We start from the raw sequence: 26,779 nt of genomic DNA, 5'->3' as shown, positions 1-26,779 counted from the left end.
CGTCAGCAGAACGAGGAGGACCGTAAGCAGGCGCTGAAGGACCGCGAAGAGGCCCAGAAGAGGGCTGAGCAGGAACGCCAGGAGGCGAAGCGGGAACAGGTGTTGGCGCGTCAGCAGAACGAGGAGGACCGTAAGCAGGCGCTGAAGGACCGCGAAGAGGCCCAGAAGAGGGCTGAGCAGGAACGCCAGGAGGCGAAGCGGGAGCAGGTATTGGCGCGTCAGCAGAACGAGGAGGACCGTAAGCAGGCGCTGAAGGACCGCGAAGAGGCCCAGAAGAGGGCTGAGCAGGAACGCCAAGAGGCGAAGCGCGCTCAGGAATTGGCGCGTCAGCAGTCCCAGCAGGACCGGGACACCGTGCTCAAGCAGCAGGAAGAGGCACGGGCCAAGGCCGAGCAGGACCGCGTGGAGGCCAAGAAGACCGCTGCCGAGCAGCAGGGGATCCTCTTGGGCCAGACCGCCGCTCAGCGGGCGAAGGACGACGCGGAACGAGAGCGCATCCGCAGCCAGCAGCAGAAGGACCGCGACGAGGCACTGGCGCTGTCGAAGAAGGAGCGCGAAGAAGTCTCCAAGCAGCAGGAACTGGAACGGCTGCGCGTCCAGGGGGAGCAGCGGCAGGCGCGTGAGCAGGCCGAGAAGGACCGTCAGCAGCTCCTCACAGATCAGGCACGGGACCAGGCCACCCGTGAAGAGGCACGTCAGCAGGCAGTCAAGGAGCAGCAGCAGGCCAAGCTCGACTTGGAGCGCGACAAGAACAACGCTCGCGACCAGTACGAGCGGGACGTGGCCGATGCCAGAAGCGCTCGTGACGCGGCCGAGCGGGCAGCCGACCAGCGTTCGGCGCAGGCCGCCAAGGACTTCGATCAGGCCCGGTCCGACGCCCAGGCGCAGAGGGACCAAGCCCGTCAGGAGGCCGCGAGTGAGCGGGCTCAGGCGAAGCGGGAGTACGAGAAGGCCCTTTCGGACGGACGGACCAGCCCGGAGCAGGCCAGGGCCGAGTACGAGAGGAAGCTCGCCGACATCAACAAGCGCGAGCACGACGCCATCGACAGGGCCGACCGGAGCGAGGCGCGGGCCAGGGAGAAGTACCAGCGGCAGAAGGACTCCATCCAGCACGACCAGGACCAGGCTCGCCAGGAGGCGGAACGGGCCCGTCAGCAGGCCAAGGCGGACTACGACCAGCGCATGGCGGATATCCAGGCGGAGACTGATCGGCTGCATGCTCGCCAGACGGACACGGGTGAACTGATCCGGCAGCGGATCGAAGCCCTTCCCCAACTGCCCCGTCTGCCGTCGATGTACTCGCCCTACGGCGATGACCTCGGTGGAAACCTGTACAACGAGCAGGACGTGGCCTCCGCGTTGGGCCGGACGCAGGGACTGGCAGCCGACTCGGGCGCCGGCTCCGGGGGGTATCCGGGCAGCCCGGGAATGTTCCCTCCCGGCAAGGGCGGCGCGATGGCGGGCGAAGGCGGCTCGGCCTCGGAGCGCACCCGCACTGTGCTGGAGCCGGGCGTCGGCCGGGCCGGCCGCCGCGCCGCCGCCGCGGAAACCCTGGAGCACAACGTCGTCACCCGAGGCGCCGTTCCGACGGCCAGCGGTATGCCGTTCGCGCCGCCGATGTCCGGGGGCGCGGGACCGCAGCAGAACCAGACGACCGAGAGCAGCGACCGCGAACGTACCACCTGGCTGGCCGAGGACGAGGAGATCTGGGGCACCGACGAGGGCGGAGCTCCGCAGGCGCTCGGACGGTGAGAGGAAGGCCCGCGCGTTCGGCCCGCACCGGGGCGGTCCCGAAGAGTCCGAAGAGAACGGAGGGGAAGTGGCGTGAAGCCATCCATGGAAGAGCGTCTGGAAGAAGCCATGGCGCGGATCAAAGCCACAGAGGAAGCGGTGGCGAAGGCCGATTCGGAACTCAGGCAGGCCACGGTCACCGTACGGTCTCCGGACAGGAGTGTGCAGGTCACGGTGGGCTCGCAGGGCGTGCTGGTCGGTCTGGAGTTCCTCGGCGCGGCGTACAAGAGCATGGCGGCCGCCCAGCTGTCCTCCACCATCCTGCAGGCCGTTGAGAAGGCCCGCGGTGAAATGGCCCGACGTGTGGTGGACACCCTTGAGCCGCTTACCAAGGCAGTGGACGGCGAATCCTTGTCCGAACATGTGGGCGTGAACTGGGAGAAGATATTCGGCTCCGTTCTCGACGGTGTGGAGCAGGAGCAGCAGCGGACGGCGAGCGACCGGCTGCGCGATGAGATCCACGAAGACGAGAACGAAGTGCTGCCTCCATCCACTGGTGCGAGAAGGACCGGGAAGAAGACGAAGGGGTGAGCCGTTGTGGGTAGCGAATACTCGGCGGACATCGACGGGATACTTCAGGGCTGCCAGGAACTGCGAGATGCGGTGGCGTATTCGGACCGGCTGGGTCCCGAGTTCGATGAGAGGTATCGCGATTACATCGGCTGGTGGGGTAATGAGGCCGACGACGACTTCGCCGGCCAGGTCGGGCCGGGCTGCCGACAGGAGTATGAGCAGGTCCTTTCCACGGTCAATTCGATCAGCAAGGGCTTTGCGAGTCTGATCGAGGCGATCCGCGAGGAGACGTCGCAGATCAGGAAGCCGCAGGATCTGGCTCTCAGCGACATCCACGACCAGCAGTCGCAGGCGGGTAGGCGCTAGGCGAGCCGATTGCGTCGCTCGCGCACCCGACGGCGCGTCATTTGACAACTGTTCCGAAAAGTACTTCGGCGTAGAAGAGGCCAGACATGGCGATTGAGTTCTCTCCCAGCTTCCGTCAGTTCCTTGAGGTCTGGGTGGGGGCAGATGTCGCGTCCGGGGATGAGGACCGGGGTTACGACAGTCGGTTGCCGTATCAGAAGCTGGCGGCGGATCTGCGGGCGCTGTCGGGTGCGATGCAGGGTGCGATCGCGCGGGTGGGGTATTCGATGCCCCCGCAGGTGGGCGACCGTTTCGTGGGAGCGATGCGGCTCTTCGTCGACGACAACGGTGTGAATCATCTGTACCGGCTGGCGGATGAGCTGGAGAAGACGGGCCAGCGGCAGGTCGGGCGTTCGATGAAGCTGGCGGAGAGCAAGATCGAGATTCTGGTCGAGTTCGCGATCATGAATCTTGAGTTGGCGTTGCTGGCCTCATTGTCGGTGTTCACCGGTGGTACGTCGCTTGCCGAGGCGGCTGCGGTGAAGTCGCGGACGGCTCTGTCGATCCTGCTGATCATGCAGCGGATGGGGCGGGCGGCTCCGATGCCGGTGACGGCGTTGCTGGAGGCGCTTGAGGAGGCGTTCACGTCGTTCTTCGCGCAGTTCCTGTCGATGCAGGTGCCGGACAGTCCGGATCGCCGGCGGACCAAGTTCGACTGGAAGGACATCGGTCAGTCGGCGTACGTGGGCTTCCTGGCCGGCTTGTTCGGCGGCGCGATGGGTGAGGTCTACCAGAAGTACGTCGCGCGTCACTTCAAGGACAAGTACTGGCTGAAGGAGGGCCTGGAGGTTCCCTTCGAGGGGGTGAACGAGGGCCAGGCCGAGATGTTCGCCTCGGGTCTGTCGAAGCTGACGTTCGAGGGGAGGTTCTCGCTCAGCTGGCAGGAATTCTGGATGTCGGGTGTGAGCGGGGGCCTGACCAGTGGCGCCGAAATCGCGGTCGGCGCTGCCGGCCTGGGGCTGTACCACCACTTCTTCCAGAAGACTCCGGCGCAGGGTAGCTTCTCACCCTTCAAGCAGAGTCTCTTCGGCACCAACGAAGCGGTACGGAACAACGAGAACCATCCGCTGGTCTCCGGGCCGGCGGACGGCACAAGGCTGACCGGGCCGTCCGGAAACCCCGGCGCGGACCAGGCGACGGGTATCGACATCCCTGACGCGGTGCGGCCGGCCACTACGGTCCCGGGCCGGCCCTCCTGGCCGCTGACGACGGGACCGGTCGATCTCGAAATCCCCGGTCCTGCCAACGCGGAACCGGGCGCCGACGTGTTCACCACGCGCGGCCAAGCCCCGCAGGACACCGGTCTGACCGGGTCGCCCACGGTCAGTGACACGAGCGGTACGCCGTCGGTGTTCAGCGTCGGCGATCTCGACATCACGTCCTCGGACCTCGGTGACATCAGCGATCTGAGCAGCGCGTCGTCGCTCTTCAGCGATGTCAGTGACGCGTCCTCCTTCACCGATGCGGAGCACGACGTCGTGCCTGCTGCGGAGACGGACCTGGGCACCGACTCGCAGTTGGTGCACGGAGGGGAAGTGCCGGGAACCGGTACTCCGGCTGCCGACGCCCAAGTAGCCGATCCGGTCGGCCCGCTGACGGGTATGCAGCCGGACAGCGCACCGCAGCGCGCAGGCGGTACCGCGGTCTCCGAGACCTTCGTCAAGAGCACGTCCGAGCCGCGCGGCTCGGTGCAGGGCACGGGCCGGCGCGAAGACACCACGGCAGAGCACGTGGGCTCGCCCGAGGAAACCGAGGTCGTACCGCCACGGGACGGATCCGACGTTGTGGTGGAGAGCACCGGGCAGACCGGAGCGGACAGCCGGCCGGTCACACGTCATCCCTCCGTGCCGGCGACGTCCAGCACTCCGGCGTCCCGGACCCCGAACGCTTCGGAAACGCCGACCGTCTCCGACGCACCTGTGACCTCAAGTGGTCAGAGCGCTCCTGAGCCAACTGATCTCGCCGGTGCCCCCGCAGAACTCGTCACCTCCTCTACAAGCACCGCTCAGCCGGCCGGCACCAGCAGTCGGATGCCCGGGACTGGCTCCGAGGCCGGCCGATCGCAGGTCAGCCCCCCACCGTCTGGCGGGAGTGCGAGCGGCCGACTGGACGGCCGGGGCGCAACCCCGGTCACCGGCACGAGCACGCCCCCGGAGGAGTCACAGCACCACTCGACGGATCCCGTAGCCATTCCCGGCGTGGATGATTCCGTCACCGAGGAGGTCCTGCCGGGACTCTCGACCACCGACGTCACCCCGGTACAGTCACCGCCCCGCACATCCACGTCTTCGCCGGCTCCGGCAGCCGGTACGCAGACGCCGGACACCCGGACCGGTACGCAGACGCCGGACACCCAGACCGGTACGCAGACGCCGGACGGCAGCCGGGCCGGTACGCAGAGGCCGGACACCCGGACCGGTACGCAGACGCCGGACGGCAGCCGGGCCGGTACTCGGATAGTGACGGTCAGCGGTGACACGAAGACCACTGTGACACCGCTCCGCTCGACAATCAGCATCAAGCCGTCCGTCGAGAGCGCGGTGCCTCGCATCGTGCTGGAGGAGGTCGGGAGCGCAACGCACAGCGGCGCTGTGTCCGCTGACGTGTCCAGCGGCACGGCAAACGATCGGGTGGACAGCCGGCGCGCTGAGCGGGCGCAGACCGCAGCGCCGTCACGGGACTGGCACCGCTTCGGTGCATCGGCGTCCGTCCCGGGAACGCAGTCGTCCGGCGGGGTGCGACCGAAGTCGAGGTGGGACGCTCCCGAGGCGGTGAGACAGCAGATCACCGACTCCGCCGGCAGGCGCATCGGGGAGATGTCTTTCAACGCCAAGGACCTTGAGAGCCGTAAGGACGTCTACGGCCGACTCGGTGAGCAGCGCAGCTACCTGCAGTGGCGAATGGACGAGCACAACCGTCCGGTCGGCGAGTGGAAGGCTCTTCCGGAAGGATTCGGGGACTCCTTCTTCCTCGCCCTTCACCATGACGACAAGGGGTTCCACGTCGTCACGTCGGACGGCCGCAGTGTGGTGATGAGCGCCCGAGAGCTTGGCCGGGAACTTCGCGCCCGTCAGAAGGAGCTGTCCGGATTCAAGGAGATCACTTTGCTCTCCTGCGGATCAGGGGCGCAGGTCGACCGAGGAGGCCGCGCGGAGATCGATGCCCAGATCGTGGCGGACATCTCGGGTTGGACGGTCAACGCACCCACCGGTGAAGTGGCGATGACTCCGTCCAGTGAGGGTGCACGTCTCAATCTCAGATATGACGCCGACGGCAAGGCCACGGTCTGGCGTAAATTCCACCCCCGCGCGTTGCCAGAGATGACCAGTGTGGCCCTGGACGACAGTTCCTCGCATCAACGCTCCGCTATTACCGGGACGCAGCCCCCCATGCAGGGCTGGAACTCGGCGCCTGGGCAAGCCGATGTCACGAATGACGAGCTGACGGGTTCGACGTCGGCGATGCCGCCCTTCATTGTCGTCGATGACCAGGGAGTGCGCGGGTGCTCCACGGCGGACGAGGTACCCGAGGACGCTCTGGAGTGGCGGGAATGGCGCGGCCTGGACGGCGCACGCAAGCACGACACGCCGTTCTGGCTGAGCGGCGAAGGGTACTCCCAGGTGGACTGGGACGCGGTGATCACCTACTTTGCCGCTGGTGAGCCTGTCTGGGCTACGCGGATGAACGAGTACGCGTCGGAATTGGACCGCGTGGCGCGTGCGGCCGGTGACTGGACCAGTGACCGGATCCGGTGGACCGCTGCTGAGGTTCAGGACTGGGCAGGGAAGCTCGAAGCAGCGGTCAACAGGCTGGAGTTGCTCGCCGCAGGTGCCCCGGCTCCGGATGCTGGGGCACTGTTCCTGGAAAGGGCTGCTGAAGTTCGCCGGCTTGCCGATGTGGTGGCCGCCGCTCTCCGAGGTCCCATTCGGGGTGCTGCTGCTCTGGGGGGTGTTTATCATCTGCGCAACGCCTGGACGCCGTTGGTGGGTGCTTCCCGGAACCTGGCCGCCGCGGTCGAGCGTGCAGCCGGTGATGTGGGCAACTTGCGCACGGGTGGGATGCTGCCGGTTTCCCCTGCTTCGCTGAGGGAACTGAACCGGCACGTGCGGGACTTCCGTAATCGCAGAGCCTACGCCCAGATTACCCATGGCACACAGTGGCACAGGCGTCTTCCGGATCTCGCGGACATGGATGACAGCGAGCGTGATCGCTTTATCAAGGAGCTTTCCGACGAGAACATCACCACCCTGAGAGAGCAGATTGTCCCGGCGTTGTCGGCAAACCCGATACTGGCCGCCTTCTATGGGCGGCTCATGGCCTTGCCGATGCGTTTCCATCACGCCACTCCGGCTTATTACGCCATTGCTAACAGCGGAGTGATGCTGTCCGTCGCGCAAATGCAGCGGGACAGCGCTTCCCATCTCGCGGCGGGTCTCACTAAAAAGGAGGATGCGGATAGCCTCGGTAACACCGACTTCGTGTTTTTCCGGCCTCTGTTCGACGAGCGGCCCAGGCAAACATATTACGGATCAACGACTCTTGTCTTTGGTCCGGAGATTTTGAAGGATCTTCGTGGCTGGGTCTCGCTGCATGACCAGCTCGTGCCCACCGAGGGGCACACTTTCCGCGACCTGCGGATGCCGGGACGCGCCACCCCTGTCCGCACGACCGAGCTGGCGTCATCGGCAGGTTACGAGGCAGGGGAGAGGACCGCATGGGTTCATACCTATCCCGATCGGGACGACGCGGAGGTTGAGGTCGGGTTCGAGGAGGAGGTCTTCGACTTTGAACATGCCCAAGAGGGCCTCATGCTGTCGGTCGTCCGTGAAGTGGTCTCCATCGGCGGAGAATTCATGGAGCGGGCGCTCGGCTTGACGAGCGAGCAGGACCTTGCGGATCTCGTGACGAGACTGTACTGGGCCGAAGCGAAGATTGCCCCGGGCCTCCCGGTGGATCTCGGTGGAAGTGAGCTGGCCAAGGGGTGGCCGCGTCCCATAGTTGTGCACAATCCGGACGGTGATGGACGCTACCTGCCGGACGGCAGCGTCGACCCCTACGGAATGATGGCGGGCACGAACGCGGCGACTGCCGACCGTGCGCTCTCCAATATTGACGACACGAAATATTTCGTTCACGAGCTGGTGATGGTCGTTGATCAGGCCGTCGCTGAGTCTGACATATTGGAAGCTATAGCCGCGGTGCAGAAGGTAGGGGGTGAGGTCAGTGATGAACTACAAAAGGTCAAGGATGCAACGGATGACGCTATCGCGGCGTACCAACAGCTTCGGGCCAACGCGGTGGGGGACCGTGCTGAACTCGCGGACCGCTTGATACAACGACGCCAGGATGTCCTGGCTGAGGCGGAGGAGCGAGCAGAGGAGATCATACGCGTCCTCAGAGGAGCGTTCGCGAACTTGAATCAGCGGTGGCTGCAGAATCAAGCCGCCGAAGAACAGAATCAAACCGCCGAAGTTCAAAGCCAAACCGTAGGGCCGGAGCAATTCCCCACCGAAGGCTGGAACGCGCCCGATCCGGGCCATCGCCCCATACCGCGCGATCAGGAAGACGTGGGAACGGCGAGCGATGTGACCGCAGCCCCCCGCTTCCCGGCGCTTTACCGCAAGCCGGACTGGCAGCGGGTAACTGCAGCGTATGAAAAGGACCTCGGGACGGTACTGGCCGCCGACCCGCGGGTGGTTGAGGAGGCCCGCAAGGCAGTCATAGCGCTGCACGGCTACCTTTCCGGCGGGGTGCTGGACGACGAGCGCTATCACCCGGACCGCGTGGTGCACAGTTTCCTCCCGCCGGGGCGTGCAACGTACATCGCCGGGCTCGAAGGCCACACTCTTTCCGCGACGGATCTGTGGAAGTTCGGCCTTGGAAGTGTCCCGCTCGACGAGCTTATGGACATGTTCGCTCGGGGCGCCTACCAGCGTTCGTCCGGCGTCACGCTCAGCCGTCTGTGGCGGGATCACCCTGAGCTGAATCTCCGGGCGCTGCCGCTGGCGCCGTCGACCCCGCAACCGCACTCCGAGTCCTTCCGCCGGGAGTTGCAGGACCGGCGCGGCCTGAGGGTGACGCAGGCGCCGGCGACCAGCGTCGAGTGGCTGCTCAGGGTCCATGACGCGTTGCAGGGCGACACACTCCTCTTCCGCGAGGCGATGCTCGGCTGGCTGCTGCCGCGTGGTACGCACTCATTGGCGGAGATACTGGCAGCCGCTCAGCGAGCCGGAGTCCGCGACGAGGTCGAGCCCGATGTCAGGCGAGTCGACGCCGCTCGGCTCTACGGCTGGGTCGACGGTGTTCTCGCTCCGAGGCATCGGCTCAGGGAAGAGTCCTTCGACCAGCTTCGTGGCGCCGACCGCGACTTGGCGGACCGCTTGACGCCGCCGCACCTGCACCTGTACGCCCAACTGATGGCCTCGTCGGCTACGGCGGCCTTGGAACCGGGGCAGCGCATCGAGGACATCCTCGCCCTGGCGCAGCAGCAGTCTCCGGCGGACACGCTGGGCGCACTGTCACCGGAGGCGGCCAGGGAGTGGCGGCAGCGGCGCGCGGCATTGGCCGACTGGCTGCGCCGCCACCAGGACATCGGCATCCTGGCGGCCAATGTCAACTACGCCTATGCCATGGCTGTCTACCTGATCAGCGGACCGGACGGACGGCTGATCACGGCGGCGGACGCCGCGGAGGACGGTCACCGTGAGCGGCTTCGTGAGGAGGCACGCGGTCTGGTGACGGCCGCGTTGGCGGACGAGCGCCCGCAGTTCCCCCTGCTTTTCAGGATGCAGGAGCGTGCTTTCCAAGTCCGCCGGAACACGCGTGCACTCCCGTCCCTTCGAAGGGAGGAGGAAGCCGACCTGCTCTCGCGCCTGGCCGAACAGCAGGCAGACGCGCTGGGCGACGTACTCGTCGACTACGGCGAGCTGGCGGTGGAAGCGCTGGAGATGCTGCCGTCCGTCTACGCCCGCATCTACTGGATCAGTGCCCTGCCGGACGGAGAGCGGGGCACAGCCGCGCCAAAGCCGGGTAGCGAAGTGGAACTGCCCCGCTTCCACCGCGCGACCACCAGTCAGGAAGTCGCGCTCGGTGAACTCCGTGACCTCGCGGGCGCGGACGTGCCGGTGATGTGGTCGGTGGCCCGCGCTACTGCTCCCGACATCTCGCCTCTGTCCAGGACTCCCGAACGGCGTATGGTCGTCTACCCTTCCCGCACCACGTTCCGCGTGGAGTCGACAGCGCTTCACTTTGACGCGGAGAGCGGTCGCGGCTTCCTGCGGGTCGAGTTGACCGAGCTTCCCCCTGCCCGGCCGAGCGAACCCTGGGACCGGCTGATCGTCACCAGGGACATCCGGTCAGCCGGCCGGCGTATAGGTGTCTCCAGCCACACCGCACGGGACTGGAGTACTCGCAGGGACGCGTTTGCGCGCTTTCGCGAGATATCTAGTTGGACGACCTGGGACGCCGTATCGCAGAACTACGTCGGAACCGCGCGGCCTCTGAACTGGGACGGGGACTGGTTCGTAGCCAACGCACATGGCGGACCACACCTTGTGAGCGTTGTGTCGCGCTACGGTCCGCGGCGCGTCACCGCGGCACAGTGGGGCCACTACCTCAAGGAGTTGGTGGAAGAGGACGGCTTGCCGGCGCACGCCAAGATCTTCCTCTTCTCCTGTTCTGCGGGCGCCATGGAGCACGGCGTTGGCCAAGTGGGGGCCGACGTCATGGGGCATAGCACTGTCGGTGCGGCCACGCCCATCGCGATCTATAGCCATGCAGGTCGACCTGGCATCTCCATGACAGCAAGGACCAGGCTGGAGTCTCCCAGTCTGGTGGAGTTCAGTCCGCGACCCACCGCCCAACGGTCCGAGGGTCCCGGCTTCCACGAGTACGGGGCCGGCTTCCGCGAGCTCTACTCCGACAGCCGATGGGAATCGATCAGCGAACAGTACGAGAAGGACCTCGGCGAGGTCATGGCCGCGGACCCCGACGTGCTGCGGGCCGCATGGCACCTCGTGGACGTTCTCGGGCGCACGTATGAGGCGGTGCTCGGGACCCGGATGACCACCGACGGCTCCGCTCGGCGCTTGCTCGGGATGCTCCGGCAGGATACGGCCGCAAGTGAGGCCGCCGACCGTACGGTGAACGACGGCCAGGTGTGGGAGCTGCTGGAAACGGTGGCCCAGGCCTCCCTGCACGCCGGCCTGCCGGTGAAGCGCACGCAGGGCGACTTCGCCGATGGCTGGCGCCGGATACTCGGCAAGTTCCAGGGCTTCGGGCTCGCCTCGTCGCGTACGGACGTAGCCGTGCGGCTGCTGGGTGTCTATGCGGACCAAGTACCGGCTCAGAGGCTCCCCGCGGCCCGGGCAGCGCTCATGGCCTGGCTGCTCCGGCAGGAGCGGGACAGCCTGTACGAGCTCCTCGCCGACTCACACACGACCGAAGGTTTCCCGGCGGAGGAGAAGTCCCTGCTGCTGGGCGATGCCGCGCATCTGTACGCCTGGGCCGACCGCACTTTCGACACCCGTGCGTACGGTCTCATGACGCCCTATCAGTCGGTGTACGCCGCAAAGCACACGTGGCTCACGCCCGAGGTCACCGGTGACGGGCAGGTGCCCGAGGGCATCGCACGCACTCTGGACCCGGACACGGTGCCGCCGTCTGCGAACGATCCCCAGCTCCCGGCGCTGAGCTGTGCCGTTCGCCGGAATGCGGTGGGCGTGTGGGCACGGCGTCACTCGGGACCCGGGATCACTGAGCTGCTGACCCCTGCGCACATCACCGCGCTGTACCTGCTGAGTGGCCGGGCGGACCGGCGCCTGCTGACGGCGGCGGCAGGCGGTTCGGAGGGGCGCCGGGTCACTGCTGCCCTGCGGGACGAAGTCAGAGCCGTCGTGCGAGAAGCTGCCGAGTACATGCACGTCGACGGGGCCTTGAATTTCCCCCGCCTGCTGCTGGAGGACCAGGAGTTCCGCGATCTCGTACAGCGCGCTCGGCAGAAGCCCGCTGCCTCGCCCGTCGCCCCCACCGGGCGAGCGGATCTCCACGACCCCCTCCAGGCGCGCGCGCAGCGACTGGTGCACAGACTGAGGACGGATGCTCCGGAGCATCTGGCGATGGCGGCGGAGGCACTGGCCTTCCTGCCCCGGGTCGGTGCCTCTGTGTGGTGGTCCGGCTGGATGGCCCGGGACGCGGCGGACCACGCTGTGGTGACCGTGCCCCGGTTCCACGCGGGCTCGCTCAACGAGCGCGTCGCTCTGGCACAGATGCCGGTCTCGGGCCAGTCCGGCGGACATCCTGTTCTCTACGAGGTGGTGAACTCCTCGGCCCGTGACGTGGCGCCCCTGTCGGCTGATCCGGCGCGCGCCGAAGCCCTGTTCCCGAGGCGGACCGATCTGGAGGTCCTGGACCGGAGCTGGCGCCGGGACGCGGCAGGGCGTGCGTACCTGCACGTCCGTCTCAAGGACACCACGGAGCGGGAGCCGGAACTCTCCGACACCACACTCGAGCCGGTCGGCCCCACCGGGCGGCAGGAGCCCCAGGACGCGGAAACCAGTCAGCGGTACGCGCACACGGCCGAAGAAGCCGTGCCGGTCCCGCAGGTCCCGGACGCCGGACCCCTGGATGACGGGGACGCGCATCCGGCTGAACAGGGTCTGGGCGGCATTTCACCCAACACGTTTCCGCGGTTCGCCTGGAACGCCGCTCCTGACCTGCAAACGGACGTGCCCGCGGAAACCGCGGGCGGGGGCGGCACGGGCGGTACCGACTTGACCGGTGTTGCCAACCCTGACCCTCAGAGTGCGCCGCAGCCGCTCACCGCCGCGGACTCGGTCACCGCCGTGCTACTCGGCACGACGCCCGGCACCTCGTCGGCACGGCCGGAGACAACCGCGGACAAACCCGAGGGCGAGGACCCGTCCGCCGTAGTGCGCGGTCCAGCCGAGGACGCTCCGTACCAGTCGCCTTCGTCCGAAGGCGGCCCCGCCCTCCAGGGGTTGGTCTCCCGACAGTCGTCCGAGGGAGCCGCGCGGCACACAGACGCTTCGGAAGGGGCGTTCACGTCGAGCTTCGCCGCCTACTACGGCTTGCCGGAATGGCAGCGTCACACTGAGGAGCACGAGAAGGCGATCGGCCGGACCCTGGCCGCCGACCCGCAGGTCATCGAGCAGGCCCGCGCTGCCGTGGGCCGCTTGTACACACACCTGGCCATGCACCACGGCGCGGCCAAGGCGCGTCGCGCGTTCTTCCCGGAGCACCAGTACCCCGGCGACGTGCGCAAGGCTATGCGCAGGCTGCGTGACCCCGCTTCGGACGCGAGCCTGTCCGAGATGATGACCGCATTCGCGAACGCCGCGTATGCCAATCCCTCGGACCAATACACGCTGAGCGGACTGCTGAACCGGCGCGGCAACCGGCCGAGGATGCGATGGCAGCGTCTCATCAGCGCGCTGCCGTCCACCATGCGCCGCTGGTGGGCCTCGCTGGGCCGGCCACTCCGTGTCCGCACCGGGGCCGCACTCCCGCCCGGTCCCGGGCCGGCGAGCCCGCGTGATGCCGCGTGGCTCGCCGAATCACGCGACCGGCGGGGCCTTCGCGTCGGGCAGAGCTCGGCCGACTCCGCAGCGTGGCTGCTCCAGGTGCACCATTGGCTGAACGTGCCCGACAGTGACCCTCTGATGTTCCGTCAGGCCCTTTTGGGATGGCTTTTGCCGTCAGGTGAGTACTCCCTGTTCGACATCCTGGAGGCGTCACGCGAGGCCGGCTCGCCAGGTGAGACAGATCCAGACCTCTCCCGTATCGACGCGGCGAGCCTGTACGGCTGGGCGGACGGACACCTCGACCCGCGCGGATTGCTCGACGAGCCAGACGTGCGCGAGCGGATCAACCCCGACGCCAGACGAGCGCGGAGAACAGCGTTGACACCGCCTCACCAGCGGCTGTACTCAGCCCGCACGAACTGGTTGACGTCACACGTCACCGGGGAAGGCGCCGGCGCGGACGCCATCTTCCGGCAGATTCAGGCGACCGCCTCCCGCGGCGCCGTGCCGCCGCCGCACCGTCCTCTTTGGCGCGAGCGGCGCGAGGCGCTGCACGACTGGTTGCTCCGCCACGACGGCATCCAACTTCTTGAGAACGCCAAGGCGGCTTACGTTCCCGCTCTGTACCTGATCAGTGGCGCCGACGCACGGCTGCTCGACGAGCGGTTCGGCGCCGGCGGGGAAGCCGTGCTGCCGCTGAAGGCGCGGGCACGTGAGATCGTCGCGGACGCCTTCACATCGGCTGGCCGGTCGTCGGACGCGGACTTCCGATCTTCGCTGCCGTTGTTGTTCCTGCGCGACGAGCGGTTCCGGGAACTGGCCCGTCAGGCTGAGACGCTCGTCGGCCGACCGGTCGCTGAGGGACCGGAGACGCGGCTGGCGCGGCTTCGCTACGAGCTGACCGAACGCGCCGAGCAACTTGTCGAGACGCTTCAGGAAGAGCTCGCCGAGCACCGGGGGATGGCGACCGAGGCGCTGGCCATGATGCCTCCCGTGACGTCCAGCGTGTACTGGATCACCGAGCAGGCGGACATCCCGGCTGAGGGGGTACGTCTGAGCCTTCCGCGCTTTCACGGGGCGACCACTCGTTTCGGCACCGTGCGCGCCCAGCTGTTCGGGCGCGGCGCTGACGTGCGCGCGGTGGTGTGGGAGGCGGAGAATTCCACAGGGCGTGATATCTCCCCGTTCTCCCGCATGCCCGGCGAGGGCACCGTCCGCTATGCACGGCCGGTCACCTTCGAGGTCGTCGCACGCGAGGAACGCCTGGATGCGAGTGGACGGTCGTACGCCTACATAAGAGTCCGCGAGGTCGCGGCTCCGTTGCCTCCGCAGGCGTGGAAGCAAGACATTGTCGTCCGGCCCATCGTCAGCGACGGTCGCCCGATCGGCGAGAGCAGCTTCACCGAGCGCGAAGCGGCTCGTTTCGCGGATCCGTTCCGGCGACTCGCCGGCATGCGGACGTACACCACCGCCCTGCTGCGGCCAGATGGCAGCTCTTACCCGAGCGGCTACCCGGCTGAGCCACAGCCGTGGGGCGAGAACGTTCACCACTTCTCCGCGCACGGCACGCCAGAACATCTGATCACCGTCTCTCCCGCCGGCTTGAGAGCGACCAGCGCCGATGAGGTGGGGGCCTTTCTCGGTCGCCTGCTACGTGATCAGCAGGTGCCCCCCGGCACGGAGTTGGTGCTCGAGTCGTGTTCGGCAGGCCATAAGCAAGCCATCCAGCGGATAGCTCACCGCGCCGACCACGTCACCTATGCACCGCCCGGCGTAATGACACTGGGCCCCGTCATGCGGCTGCTCCACAGCCCCTACGACCCGAAGCCGACCTGGGTGGTCAGCCACCCCGGAGACCGAACCCGCGTGTCCGCTCAGGTACCCGGGTATCAGACAGGGCAGTTGACGTGGGCCGAGGTGTACACCGACCCGCTCTGGGCGGGGCTGACCCTGCGATACGAGGACGCGCTCGGCCGCGTGCTCGCCACCGACCCGCGTACGCTGGCGGGCGCCAGGGATGTCATCCGCTGGATCTTCGACGCGCACCGGGCCACGTTGGGGCCGGACGACGCGATGAAGCAGTTCTTCGATCCCCAGAGCCAGGCCGAAACCGACTATTCAGCAGCCTTCGACCGTCTGCTTGACGAGAACTCGGGTGCAACGCTGCACGAACTGATGACAGCGGTGACCTTCGGACTACTGGGAACGAGCCCCACGCTGCGCAGCGCAAGTGATCAGCTCAGCCCTGACGTGGTGATGGAACACCGCGACGAGCGCGGCTTTGCGCTCATCTTTGAGGACCAGAACCTCTCCCGTCGGCTCTTCCAGGCTTACGGGCGGCGCCTTCGGCACGCCCCCGCCCAGGGCAGGGCACTGATCGTGCGCGCGGTCACCGCATGGCTGCTGCCCGGCAACACGGCGTCTCTGTACGCCGTGACGGACACCGCGCTGCGGGTGTTCGGCGATCTTCTGGAGACGGAGACCTCGGCGGCTGTGGCGGCGGACGCAGCTCACCTGTACGAGTGGGCGGACAAGGCCTATGCCCCTAGGACGTCGGCCTCGGACGAGTTGCGTGATCGGTTGACTCCGCCCCACCTGGCGGCTTACGAAATGCTGACCGCTCCGGCTGTCCCTTCGGCTACTGAGGCAAAGAACCTGCCAGGCTACGAGGCGGCTGCCCTGCGACTGCTGGCCGGCGCGGATTCCGCGCTGCTCGACGCGTCGTTCATTGGAGGTACGCGCAGCCGGGACCGACTCGCCGAGGCGACCCGCTCCGCTGTTCTGAGAGCGATTGCCACCGACGGTAGGTTCCCCGCTCTGCTGATGCGGGACGCCGCCTTCGATAGCCAGGTCGAGCAGGTCAAGGCCACCCCGTCCGTCGAGGCATCGCTCACCGAGAGCAACCCCGCCGTCACGGCCTTGCTGCGACGCGCCACCGAGCTCATCGACGGCGTCCAGGCTCAGCTCCCCGCGCACCTCGCGATGGCCGCGCGGGCGTTGGGCGCGCTTCCGTCCGTGTCCGCGCCGGTGTGGTGGGGCACCTGGGCCTCTGGCCCGCTGAACTCTGACGCGGCCCCTGACACGGTCAGCGTCCCCCGGTTCCACCGGGTGTCGCTCGATCTGCGCAGCGCGCTCGACGGCACGGCCGCCGCCCGGCCGGCATCGGGCAACCACCACCCCGTGCTCGTGGAGGTGATCGATTCATCGGCCAGGGACCTCTCCGCGTTCTCGGACCTCACCGGGCCGAGCGAGGCGCGGTACGCGAACGACGCGATGCTGGACGTCGTCCGCCACGAGGTGCGGCGGGACAGACTCACCGGATTGGACTACCGCCACCTGTGGGTCCGTGAGAGGGGCCGTCCGGGTCTTGCCTCCCCGGGAGACGGCTCACGAGGTGGGGAGGAGCCCGGTACTCGGGTTCCGGACCCAGCGGGACCCGGCCATCCGGACAACGGCGGCTCGCAGACGCAGGATCCGTCGGCCGGCGGCGCCGGTCCCCGCAGGGACGCCGCTCCTTCGGCCGGCAGCACCCCTCCCAGGGACTTCACCCCCGCCCAAGGCGCGCAGACCGATCCGGTGCTCCCCGCTGAAGACGACCGGCACGCAGCTTGGTTCCGTGGCGGACACCTTGAGGCTCCCCGACACCAGGAAGCCAGGGCGTTGGGCCTCACGTCGGCGAACCGGGCCGACGTGCCGCAAGACGGTCCGCAGGACGCCTGGCAGCCCTTCCGGCACTTGGCCACCCACAGTTCTTCGCAGACGTCACAGCACACCGGAGAAGGGGTCCGGCCCCCACGGATCACGATCACGGACCCCGACGGGACCGTCATCGAAGACCTCGTCCCGATGGATGGTGCCGGTGAGGAGCATGCCAACGTCACGCAGGAGAGCACTTCGCCTGTCACCGCCCTGGGCAGCGACTCCCCTTCGGGGGGCGACCGTTGGCGGCTGCCCAGCTACCTGGAACGCATGCGGGCCGCGGGCCCGGCCGAGTTCCACTCCCTGGTCGGCCTGGACTGGGTGGAAGAGACGATCCGTGTGCTGACCGGCGCTGTCGCGCCCGGCCCGATCACCGAGGAACTGAGGTCCTGGCCCGGACGCTTCGTGGGCTCGGGCAAGTCGTTCCACATGCGAGGCGGTGACGGCTGGTACGACGTGACCGTCGCGATGGTCCGTCATCCCGACGAGAGTCGGCCGCTCATCACTTCTCTCCCGCACCTCGACGGCGCAGTGCCCACCGTGAAGCCAGGAACGAGCACGTCCCTCGGGAGCTCGCGGTCCGCTTCCGTCTCGCAGGGCTACTCCGCACGCGCTGCCGGCACACTTCTGGTCCCCACGCCCACCCCGGGCCTGCTCGCCGGAGCCACCGGCGCGGCGGGCGTTGCCTTCGGCCGGCGTACGGTCTCCACGACGAGCAGTCAGGGCTTCACCGACAGTCGCAGGAGTGCGCACGCGTCAGGCTCTGTCGATGTGCCCCGTCGGGTGCAGTGGGTGGTCACCGCTCGTAAGGCCGGCGTGTCCCGGGGCCGGGTGTTCCATGGGGACGGCTCAGCCGTGGTGCGGGTACCGGTCGAGCATCTGGTCAGGAGCGGCGACCGCTCCGCCGCGCGCCGGCCGGAACCCGTCGACGCCGAGAAGGCCCGGGGGGCCGAGCTCGCGGAGTCGTTGTCGCTGATCGCCGCCTACGATCAGGAGTCCGAGAGCGAGCCGGCCGGAGGCCTTCTGCGCACCGTCAGCTCGGTACTTCACCCCGCGCTCACCGCGCCCGGCTCCCCAGGCCGTTCGACCGTCATGGCAGAGACCTCGCCCGACAACGTGGCCAGGACCCTGGTCACCGCGTTCGAAGGCTGGACGGACTCGCCCGATCTGCTCGGACGAGGGGGCAGCGTGCGGGGCGGGTACCGGATGCGTGCGCGGATCACGGCTCTCGCCGCAGTGTCCACGGTCGACGACACCAAGGTGAAGAACCAGCAGAAGTTCAACCAGGACAACGCCACACAGGCCGGCATGGCCAGCGGCGCCGACGTCGCTGCCGGTCCCGTGCTCGGAGTGGGTCTCATGGGAGGCGGCCCCAGGGCCCGGGTCTTCCTCCAGCCGGGCCTGATGGCCGCGCGCAGCCGGGCGGTTTCCCAGTCCACCGGGGTACAGACGGCCCAGGGTGCGGAGATCAGCGGTACCCAGGTGCTCTACAAGGCGCGGGTGAGGGTCACCGTGGAAGGAACGGGTCCGGTACCCCCACGAGCCCGTACGAAGGCCGGCGCGCGAGCCGGCGAACACGAGATGACCGTCTGGTTGAGCCTGCGGCTGGAGGAGGCCAAGACGCTCGGCCTACCGCTGCCGGCGGGCGTGGACTCACCCCCGCTGTTCCGCAGCCCTGGCGTCGACCGGCACCTGCCTGTACGCGCGAGGGGGGCCGGAACCGTCCTCAGCATGGTGGATACCGAGCCCTTGATCCAGCGGATCGAAGACCTCTTCGCGACCGATGAACGGCTGGCTGGGTTCCTGCCCCGGTTCGGACAAGTGACCCAGTCGCCCGCCTTCTTCGAAACCGAGGACGATCGTGCCTGGCAGCTGGCCAACCATCGAGCGCTGACCCAGGCACTGTCCCCGAGAGGCCTGCGCACTCGCAAGGGGATGCTCCTCACCACCGGGATCCCCGTCAGGCTCCGACGAAAGCACTGGAATGCAACCGAATCCGTACTCATCCGGGTCGGGGGCAGGCTCGTCGACGACGCCGCACGTTACCTGGGGGACATCGACGACTGGGCGGTGATCAGCGGGCGACGCGTCAATGCGAGCGGCAGGAGTGGGGGAGACGTCGAACAGGGCGCGACAATACGCCTCGGCTTCTCCGCCAAACCGGTGCCAGGGCATCTGTATCTCTCCGGCGCCTTGACGGCCGCCAGAAACACGGCACGGGGCGCGCAGGCCGGTCCGAGCGCGTCGCGGGGTTTGCTCAGCGCAGGCACAAAGACCGCCAGCGCATTCGCCGGCACCCTTCGCTTCGAGGTGACCGTCACCTCGGTGCAACTGCCTCGCCGATGGCGGCGCATCGCCACGCCTGGGCTTCCTGGGCAGCACGCACCCGAGCTGTCCGTGTTGGCGAGCACCGACCCCGCCGGCCGCCATGGTGTCCGGCAACTGGATGTACCGGACGCGCCCGTGCGTCTTACCACCCCCGCGTCGATGACATTCAGCGAGCCGCCGCGTGCCGACTCGCGCGTCTACGCCCTGCCTCATCCGGTGCCCGTACCGCCGGTTGCCGGCATCGGTACTCTCTTCGATCCGCAGTGGGCGCCGCCGCAGGACGGACAGCGACGGTTGACCGAATGGCTGGTGATGGAGGCGGCGGCCGATCCGAGCCAGCTCCAGGGCCTCGCCCGCACCCTGCTCGCACGCGCGGCCGGAGGCGACACGGCCCTGTCTGTCCCCGGCCTCGACGCGGCACTGGCGATCGAGGAGCTGATGAGCGATGAGTCGATCGTCGCCGGCTTGCCACGCGCCCTCAAGGGGGCGTGGGTCGTGGACGGGCTGCGACATGACCGGCGGTGGAACGGAGTCACAGGAGCCGTCGGCATCCGGTTCAATGTCGTGAACCCGTCCGTGGTCCAGGTGGCCGAAGGACCGGAGGTCGAGTCCTCGATCAGCGGCGGGCATTCCGCGACCAGTGCCGGCGAGCGCGCCGTCGCGGTGGGCGTCGGCATGAGTGTTTCCGGGGCAGGAGACGTGCCTCCACAGGCTCCGAAGGTCTGGCTGCTCGGTGGGCCGGGTGTCTCGCACGGCAGACGCTGGTCGGCTGCCCGACGGATCGGCACTTCCGGCACGGTCGAACGGATCGGAGTCAGCGAGCGCGGCAGTCGGGTCGCACTGGTCCAGGCCGATCTCGAGGTGTTCATGGTCGCCGAGGCATCCGTCCGCGGCGGTGAACCGCGAGTGGAGGCGCAGGGGGTGAGGCTCGACAGGTCTGTCATGGCCTGGGTCACCGAACAGCAGGCGGTGTCCATGGGGCTCGGCCCGCAGATCCAAGGGCGGCCGGAGCAGGCCGAGGTCGCCAACGGGACCTCGACCGAGGAGACTGCCGTACAGACCGACGGTGCGGCCACTGACCCCATCGTCGACCCGGCGGCCGGCCTCGAACTTCCCGGCACGGGACCGCTCGGTCCCGGAGGCATCGAGCGGTTGCCCGACTTCGGCCGCTTGCTGCCCGGGCTCCGCGAGGAAATCGCCAAGGTCCACGGAGCGAAGCTGGCAGAGGAGCTGCTGCCCTTGCACGTGGTGCGTGACACGTGGCGGAACACCCAGCGCCTGGCAGCCGTGCTCGATCCGGTTGGTGCCGCCGGTCTCCTCAGCAGTGCCATGGACGGAGGCGTACAGGTCGAGTTGTTCCGGCCAGGCTCGGCAAACGCCTATGTCGCCCGGTTCGTCGTCACCCGGGGCACAGGTACGTTCGAGGACCGGCCGGAGGACCGCTCTGACATGGTCTATGCCACGAGCGCTTCGTCCAACGAGACGATTTCGCAGTCCGTGACGAAGAGCTCAGGCGTCAACGCCGTCGCCCTTCCTGTGGTGTCGCTCGGTGACGCGGCCGGGGGTGTGGCTCCACCACTCACCACTGAGCTCGACCGGGCAGACACCGCGGGGCAGGGGTACAGCCGCAGCCATGACGTCACAGCGGTGACCGTAGCGCCGGCGAGCGCCGACTACGTCCGCTTCCGCGTACCGGTGACCGATGCCAGGCTTGAGCTGTACGAGCCGGGCGCGGATGTGGGCGCGGGCGCCACACCCGTGCTGTCCGTGTCGCTCGACGCACCGGCGACCGGCCGCGACGACCGCTACGTCCTCTACCGCGTCCTGGAGTCGGATGCCCGGGCGATGGCGGCTCTCGCGCGGCAGGAAGCGCTCGTCCCCCCGAACTGGCACCTCATGTCCAGGCGTGAGCCGCTGGAGTCGTGGCGGACTCAGGGGGTCGCCCTCCCGGCAGGGGTCCAAGTCTTCAGTCTGGAGGGCGTGCCGCTGATCCGGGCGGCGCTGGCCGAGATGGCCCGGACGATGGGCGTCCACCAGGGCTTCACGAGGACAGGCACTGCCCAGTCCTACGTGATGCACGAATCCTTGACCAGTGAGTGGCTGACGGCATCGCTGCCCGTGTTGACCAAGACGGGCGCCCGGCTGCCCGACGTGTACCTGGCGGGTGCACGCGGCGGGCAAGAGCTCAGGGTGTCGCTGCACGCCAGGCTCACCCAGGGCGAGGTACTCGGCACCGGCGAACGCCTGGAGTGGGAATACAGCGACGGCCTCACGCCGGGTATGCCTCGCCTGGCGTCCACGGACCGCAGTAACAGTTCGGGCGGCGCCCACGGGGCGGGCTCGTCCGGTGGCGGCAGCTGGTTGAAATACGGCCACGACAGCGTCCACGACTATGGGATGACCGCGGGCACGAGCCGCGGTGCGAATTCAGGCGTCTCGGGGTCGGTGACGAGTGGAACTGACGTACCCGTCTCCGTGCGCACGCCCTACGTCCTGGTGTCGTTCGCCGTGGATTTCCGGCTCATCGCGGCACTCAACGGCGGCCTCCGGGCTGACGGCCTGTCCAAGGGCCGGAACGACACAGAACTCCGCCTGCCCAGGCGGGCGGCTGTCCGGATGCCCCTCGAAAGTGCCCTGGAGCTGGTGGCGGCCGGCACCGTAGCCGACCCGGGGGGCCATCTGGAGGCAGTGGCGCCCCTGTCCGGCCCGAAGGCGCCTTGGCAGTCGACCGTCCTGAAGCGCCCCATCCTCGACAAGGATGGCAAGGCGATCGGTACGGCGTCCTTCACCCCGGCCGACTGGAAGCGGCGCGAGGCCGTCTACCAGGGCCTGAACGAGGTCACCGAGTACGTCGAGCGTTCAGCTGGGCCGGGCGAGTCTCTGCCGACCACTCGGCCGCTCCCTCTCGCCGGACGAAGCCGGTACTGGCTGGCCATGTATGGCGCGGAGAACCGGCACACGGTCGCCACGGCCGACGGCACCACGTGGGACCTGGACGACAACTGGCAGGCCCTGCGTGACATATACGCCGACCTGGCGACCGTTCCGCTCGGTTCGGTGATCGTGCTGCTGAAGGACGGCCCGGGACCGGCGGAGCACTCCGAGCCGTCAGCGAACAGTGACGTGGCGGCCGGTGGTTCCATCCCCGTGGCCCGCCGGATCGCCACGGCCACCGGACTGACCGTGATCGAACCCGCGGCGGCGCACCGGGTGACCGGGGCGGAGGACGGATCCGCACGCATCGAGCTGTCACCGGGCCCGGGCCGTGGCCCCGCGCGCTGGTGGATCTTCCGCCCCGGAGACCCCGAACCGCAGGAATACCCGGTCGAACCGCGCGTCGAGCCGGAGCCGGCCGTGCCGGGCAGCACCACGCAACCCGGGGGTGCCGGTGAAACGCTGGAGGCAGCGCCTGCGGGCCCCCAACCCCCCGAAACTCACCGCTTCCGGCGTGAAGGCCCGGAAACCGAAAAGCGCTATGTGCAGTGGCAACGCGACGACCAGAAAGGACGGATCGCCAACTGGCAGGACTTCCCCGACAGCGGGTTCGGCACCGACACCGAGAACCAAACGGCGCATAGTGCCGTCCACGGTGGTGTTTCGGGGAAGGCTCCCGATCCGACCGCGCACGTCGACCCGCAGGAGATCGACGACCTGCGGGGTGTCCACGCCGCCGCAGTGCATGACCTGGCGGATGCCGTCCGTACCGTTGATGGGCTCAGGCACCGTGTGGTGACCGGGGAAGGGGGAAGTCGCGACGTCGAGGCGCTTCATGAGGCCACCGCCAGGGCCGAGCAGGCGGAGCGGCATCTGGCGCGGACGGAAGACCGGCTGCGGGAGCTCGGTGCCGACCCGTACGCGCCCGAGGCGAACCCGTTCCCCGGCGTGGTGCCGGTCGTGCACCGCGACGATGCCCAGCGTCAGTGGATCGCCCAGCAGATAACGGCTGACGACCTTCCGGGTGACCTGTCCGGCCTGGACCTCAATGGCGGTGTCACGTCAGCGGAACTGTCCGCCGCGGGTGTCTCGCTCAGCCCCGAGCAGCAGGCGCAGGCGGTGCTGAATGCTGGTCGGCTGCCGTTGGCCGGGAGCGGGTTGACGCCGGTCGACCAGGTCAAGGTGCTGATGCTCCAGCGAGGTCCGTGGCCGAACGCGCTCGACGTCGGGGCCGCCAACGCCGCCCGGCGGCTGTGGCAGCAGTCGTACAGGGACTTCTCGGACGCGGCGCCTGACGTTCCCGTGCAGACCGTGGAACGGGCCTGGGACACCGCGGCGGGTCTGGTACTGCCGCTTGAGCTGCACCCCGTGCTCGCTGACTCCCGATATGCCGGGGACGAGTACCGGGATGCCGTGCGTCAGGTGGCCGACGTGCTGGTGACCGGCGGCAGCCTGGAGGTCGCCACTGCTCTCGCCGACGGCCGGCGACACACGCTCGGCTTGCCGCCCCGGGCGCGTGGCGGCGCCCGGAACGACACTCCCGCTGTGTCGGAAGCGCCGGTTTCGGTGCCCACCTTGGACGAGTCACTGCCGCCCACCGTGGTCGAACGCGGGCAACAGCACGTGGTCCGAACCGAGACCGTGGCGCCCCATGAAAGTGAGCCCTCCTCCGCGACCGGTAGGCCGACCGCGGCCTTCCATGGCGTGGCCGACGGTGGTGACAACGGCCTTCCCTACGAGCAGTTGCACAATCACCCCGGTGGACCCGCTCTTCGTGTGCGGGGCCCGCGGAACTCGCGAATGAAAGGCAGAACACCGAACCAGATCACCGACCGAGACGCTTGGGGAGGCATTTCGGAGCCGCACCGCAGCGCGTACAAGGAGCGCCTCGACATCCACAGGGACCCCAACACCCTGTTCGAGACGGAGGGTGACTTGCGCAACGCCTTGGCGTCCGCGGCGATGAACCTGATATCCACTCCAGGTGCGTCCAAGAACGCGGACCTGGAGCAATTGGGCCGTAACGACAATGTGACAGAGGGCTACTGGCTCGCGCAGGACAGGCGCGACGAGCAGTTGACCCGTGACACGGCTAGGCGGCTGGAGCGGTACCTGTCGGACAACGGGTCCGCCCGGCCGTCTCGTCAGTATGTGGACGCCGTACTCGCCCGCGCGGCGTCCCCCCTGCGGCAGATCGAATCCCTCCTGCAGGGGCATGAGGGAGTGATTATCGGCGGTTCGCACGGCGGGGCACCGGTATGGGGATTTCTCATCGACAACATGGCGTCGCTCCGTGCGGCGGGAGTCGACACGATCTATCTGGAAAGCCTGCGGGACGACTCGTTCCAGGCCGCCGTGGACGAGTACCTGTCGCCGACGCCCGGGGTTTCTTCCGCTTCTGGTGCCCGCCGGGCCAAGGCCGGGGTGGTCGGGCAGGTGGATCCAGCAGCTCTCCTGGTCTTCGCGGCGAAGTACGACCGGACGCATAACCTGACGACCGGCCGTGGCCTGACAGCGCTTCTTGAGGCAGCAAAGCGGCACGGGATGAGGCTGAGGGGGATCGACGGTCGGCCGGCCCGTCGCAGGGACGCGTTCACGGTCCACTTGAGGTACATGCGGGCGGCCAGGATGAACACGTACGCCGAGCAGGTCGTCAGGCACGACCGCACCGGTCGGACCGCCCCGGGCAAGTACCTCATGGAGGTCGGCGCGGCCCACGCGGTGGAGCACATGGCACCCGGCGGCGGCTCGTTCCAGGAAGACGGCCAGCACTTCGAGGACAGGCCCTTCCCGGGCCTGTCCGAACTGCTCGGCGTGCCGCCCGTGGAACTCGTCAACGAGGAGGCGTCCGGACCCCGCTTCCGGCAGATCCCCGGGGGACAGGCCAACGCCCTGCCCATGGCGGACCGTCGCGGGGAAGCAGACCCGGACACAACTGTCCCCGTCCTGGACCCGCAGTCCCGCCCGATCGACCGGATACCGCGACTGGAAGAGATATCGCGGTTCGGGCTGCCGGCGATCAGCGAGTCGGCCCAGACGCTGGGCGAGGCTGCAAGTGGCAGCCATCCGGCCCTCGTCCCGCCGCCTGGGCCGGGCCCGGAGTTGACCGGGCCGGACGAGTTGACGGCCATGAGCAGTCAGTCGGGTGTCGTCGGTGCCGCCTGGCCAAGTGCGGATCCCACGCCCTCGCGGACCGGTACCGACGCCACTGAGATGGCGGCCGGTGGTTCGGTCCCCGTGGCCGGCCGGATCGCCACGGCCACCGGACTGACCGTGATCGAACCCGCGGCGCCGCACCGGGTGACCGGGGCGGAGGACGGATCCGCACGCATCGAGCTGTCACCGGACCCGCGTGCCGGTGAAACGCTGGAGGCAGCGCCTGAGGGCCCCCAAGCCACCGAAACCCACCGCTTCCGGCGTGAGGGCCCGGAAACGGTGTCGTTCGAGGGTCGGAGTTTCCGGTTGCAGCCGTCCTCGGACGAAGGGGGCTTCGATTCCGTCCTTCTCACGGCACTGAGGTTTGAGGCGCCGCTCGCTTTGCAGGCGCTGCCTGGGATGCAGGACGTCATGCCTGGGGAGGCGTCGACGCCGGTGCCGGCCGGGGCCGTCGATCTCCTGCGCACCTGGGTGTACTCGCGTCTCACGGACGCTGACATTCCCGCTGACCTGCAGGGCCCGGCGAGCGGCGAGCGCTTCTCCCTGGACGAGCTGGTGGCCGCCGGATACGCGGTGGACCGCGCGCTGCGTACGCAGGCCGAGCCGATGGGAGGCACCCTGGCACTTGAGGAGATGGGGGCCGGTGCCGGGATCGGCCGGGTCCAGTGGTACCGGCTGCTCGCGGCGAGGGGCGGGTTGCCCGCGGGGTCCTTCGTGGAAGTGACAGCTCTGGTCGTCGCTCGGGAGCTTGGGATACGCCTCGTGATCGCCGGACCTGAGGACGGGAGGTTCAGAGAGTTCGGGGCTGTGACGGCACCGACCGTGCTGATCGTGCTGGCAGGGACCCACTACCGGCCTGCGGTGCGCCATCGCCCCCGGATCCAGGGCCGGCACGACGGGTGATGGTGACGCGCGCACGAAGTGGGGCCTGCATGGAAGTGCTGCGGTGGTGTGTGCCACGTCGGAAGAGCTCGTCGGCCGGCCCTGTGCCGGCTGACGGGGCCGGCCGACGAGGGGAGGACGCTGCTGCCGCCGTCCGTAAAAGCCGGAAGGTCGCCCGGCGGTCGTCGGCCGACCGAATACCCGTTGGCCGAGCCTGGTCACCGCGCCAGTTCGCCACCGATATCAGCGCGAACGCGAGAATGGGCAAAAACTGCGGCGAGTTGACGACCTCGCTCGCACGTTGGCGGTCCGTGTCGCTAGACTGCCTGACAGCGGGTGTCGGTGTGGGCTCGACGCCTGTGTTTTCCTACCTCACTCGGCGAGGTACTGCCCAGTGAGGTGGCAAGGTACGGCTTGGCGGAAAATGGCTGCGGACGGCACTCCGGAGCCCATGCGTGAGCCGCACCGGTCCTGAGATCAACAGTGCTTTCCAGCGCCGCGTTGTGCTGCCCGGTTTCGTTTGCGGCTGT

Annotated in this window: 4 protein-coding genes; all 4 read left to right on the top strand. The window is 68.4% G+C overall.

The features are described 5' to 3' along the window. Nucleotides 1-1,752 (top strand): hypothetical protein (locus AB0L21_RS31000; protein ID WP_365787781.1); only part of this gene is annotated, 1,752 nt, incomplete at its 5' end. Nucleotides 1,753-1,836: 84 nt separating this feature from the next. Next, entirely contained in the window at nt 1,837-2,322 is a 486-nt protein-coding gene (locus AB0L21_RS30995; RefSeq protein WP_365707522.1) for a YbaB/EbfC family nucleoid-associated protein, read from the top strand. A gap of 6 nt (nt 2,323-2,328) precedes the next feature. Beyond that, complete coding sequence (locus AB0L21_RS30990) at nt 2,329-2,670, top strand: hypothetical protein (protein WP_365787779.1); 342 nt, start codon at nt 2,329-2,331, stop codon at nt 2,668-2,670. A gap of 86 nt (nt 2,671-2,756) precedes the next feature. Further along, nucleotides 2,757-26,270 carry a hypothetical protein gene (locus AB0L21_RS30985; RefSeq protein WP_365787777.1) on the top strand — a complete coding sequence of 7,838 codons (23,514 nt, stop codon included), beginning with the start codon at nt 2,757-2,759 and terminating at the stop codon, nt 26,268-26,270. Nucleotides 26,271-26,779: the final 509 nt, after the last annotated feature.

Source organism: Streptomyces sp. NPDC052721 (assembly GCF_040678315.1).
Taxonomy (GTDB): domain Bacteria; phylum Actinomycetota; class Actinomycetes; order Streptomycetales; family Streptomycetaceae; genus Streptomyces.
The sequence above is the reverse complement of the archived record's forward strand: the minus strand, read 5'-3'. Positions and strand labels throughout refer to the sequence as shown.

Bases quoted from the DNA above. Each gene is read 5' to 3' on its own strand.
- AB0L21_RS30985 (WP_365787777.1), top strand. From the start codon at position 2,757: ATGGCGATTGAGTTCTCTCCCAGCTTCCGTCAGTTCCTTGAGGTCTGG.
- AB0L21_RS30995 (WP_365707522.1), top strand. From the start codon at position 1,837: ATGGAAGAGCGTCTGGAAGAAGCCATGGCGCGGATCAAAGCCACAGAG.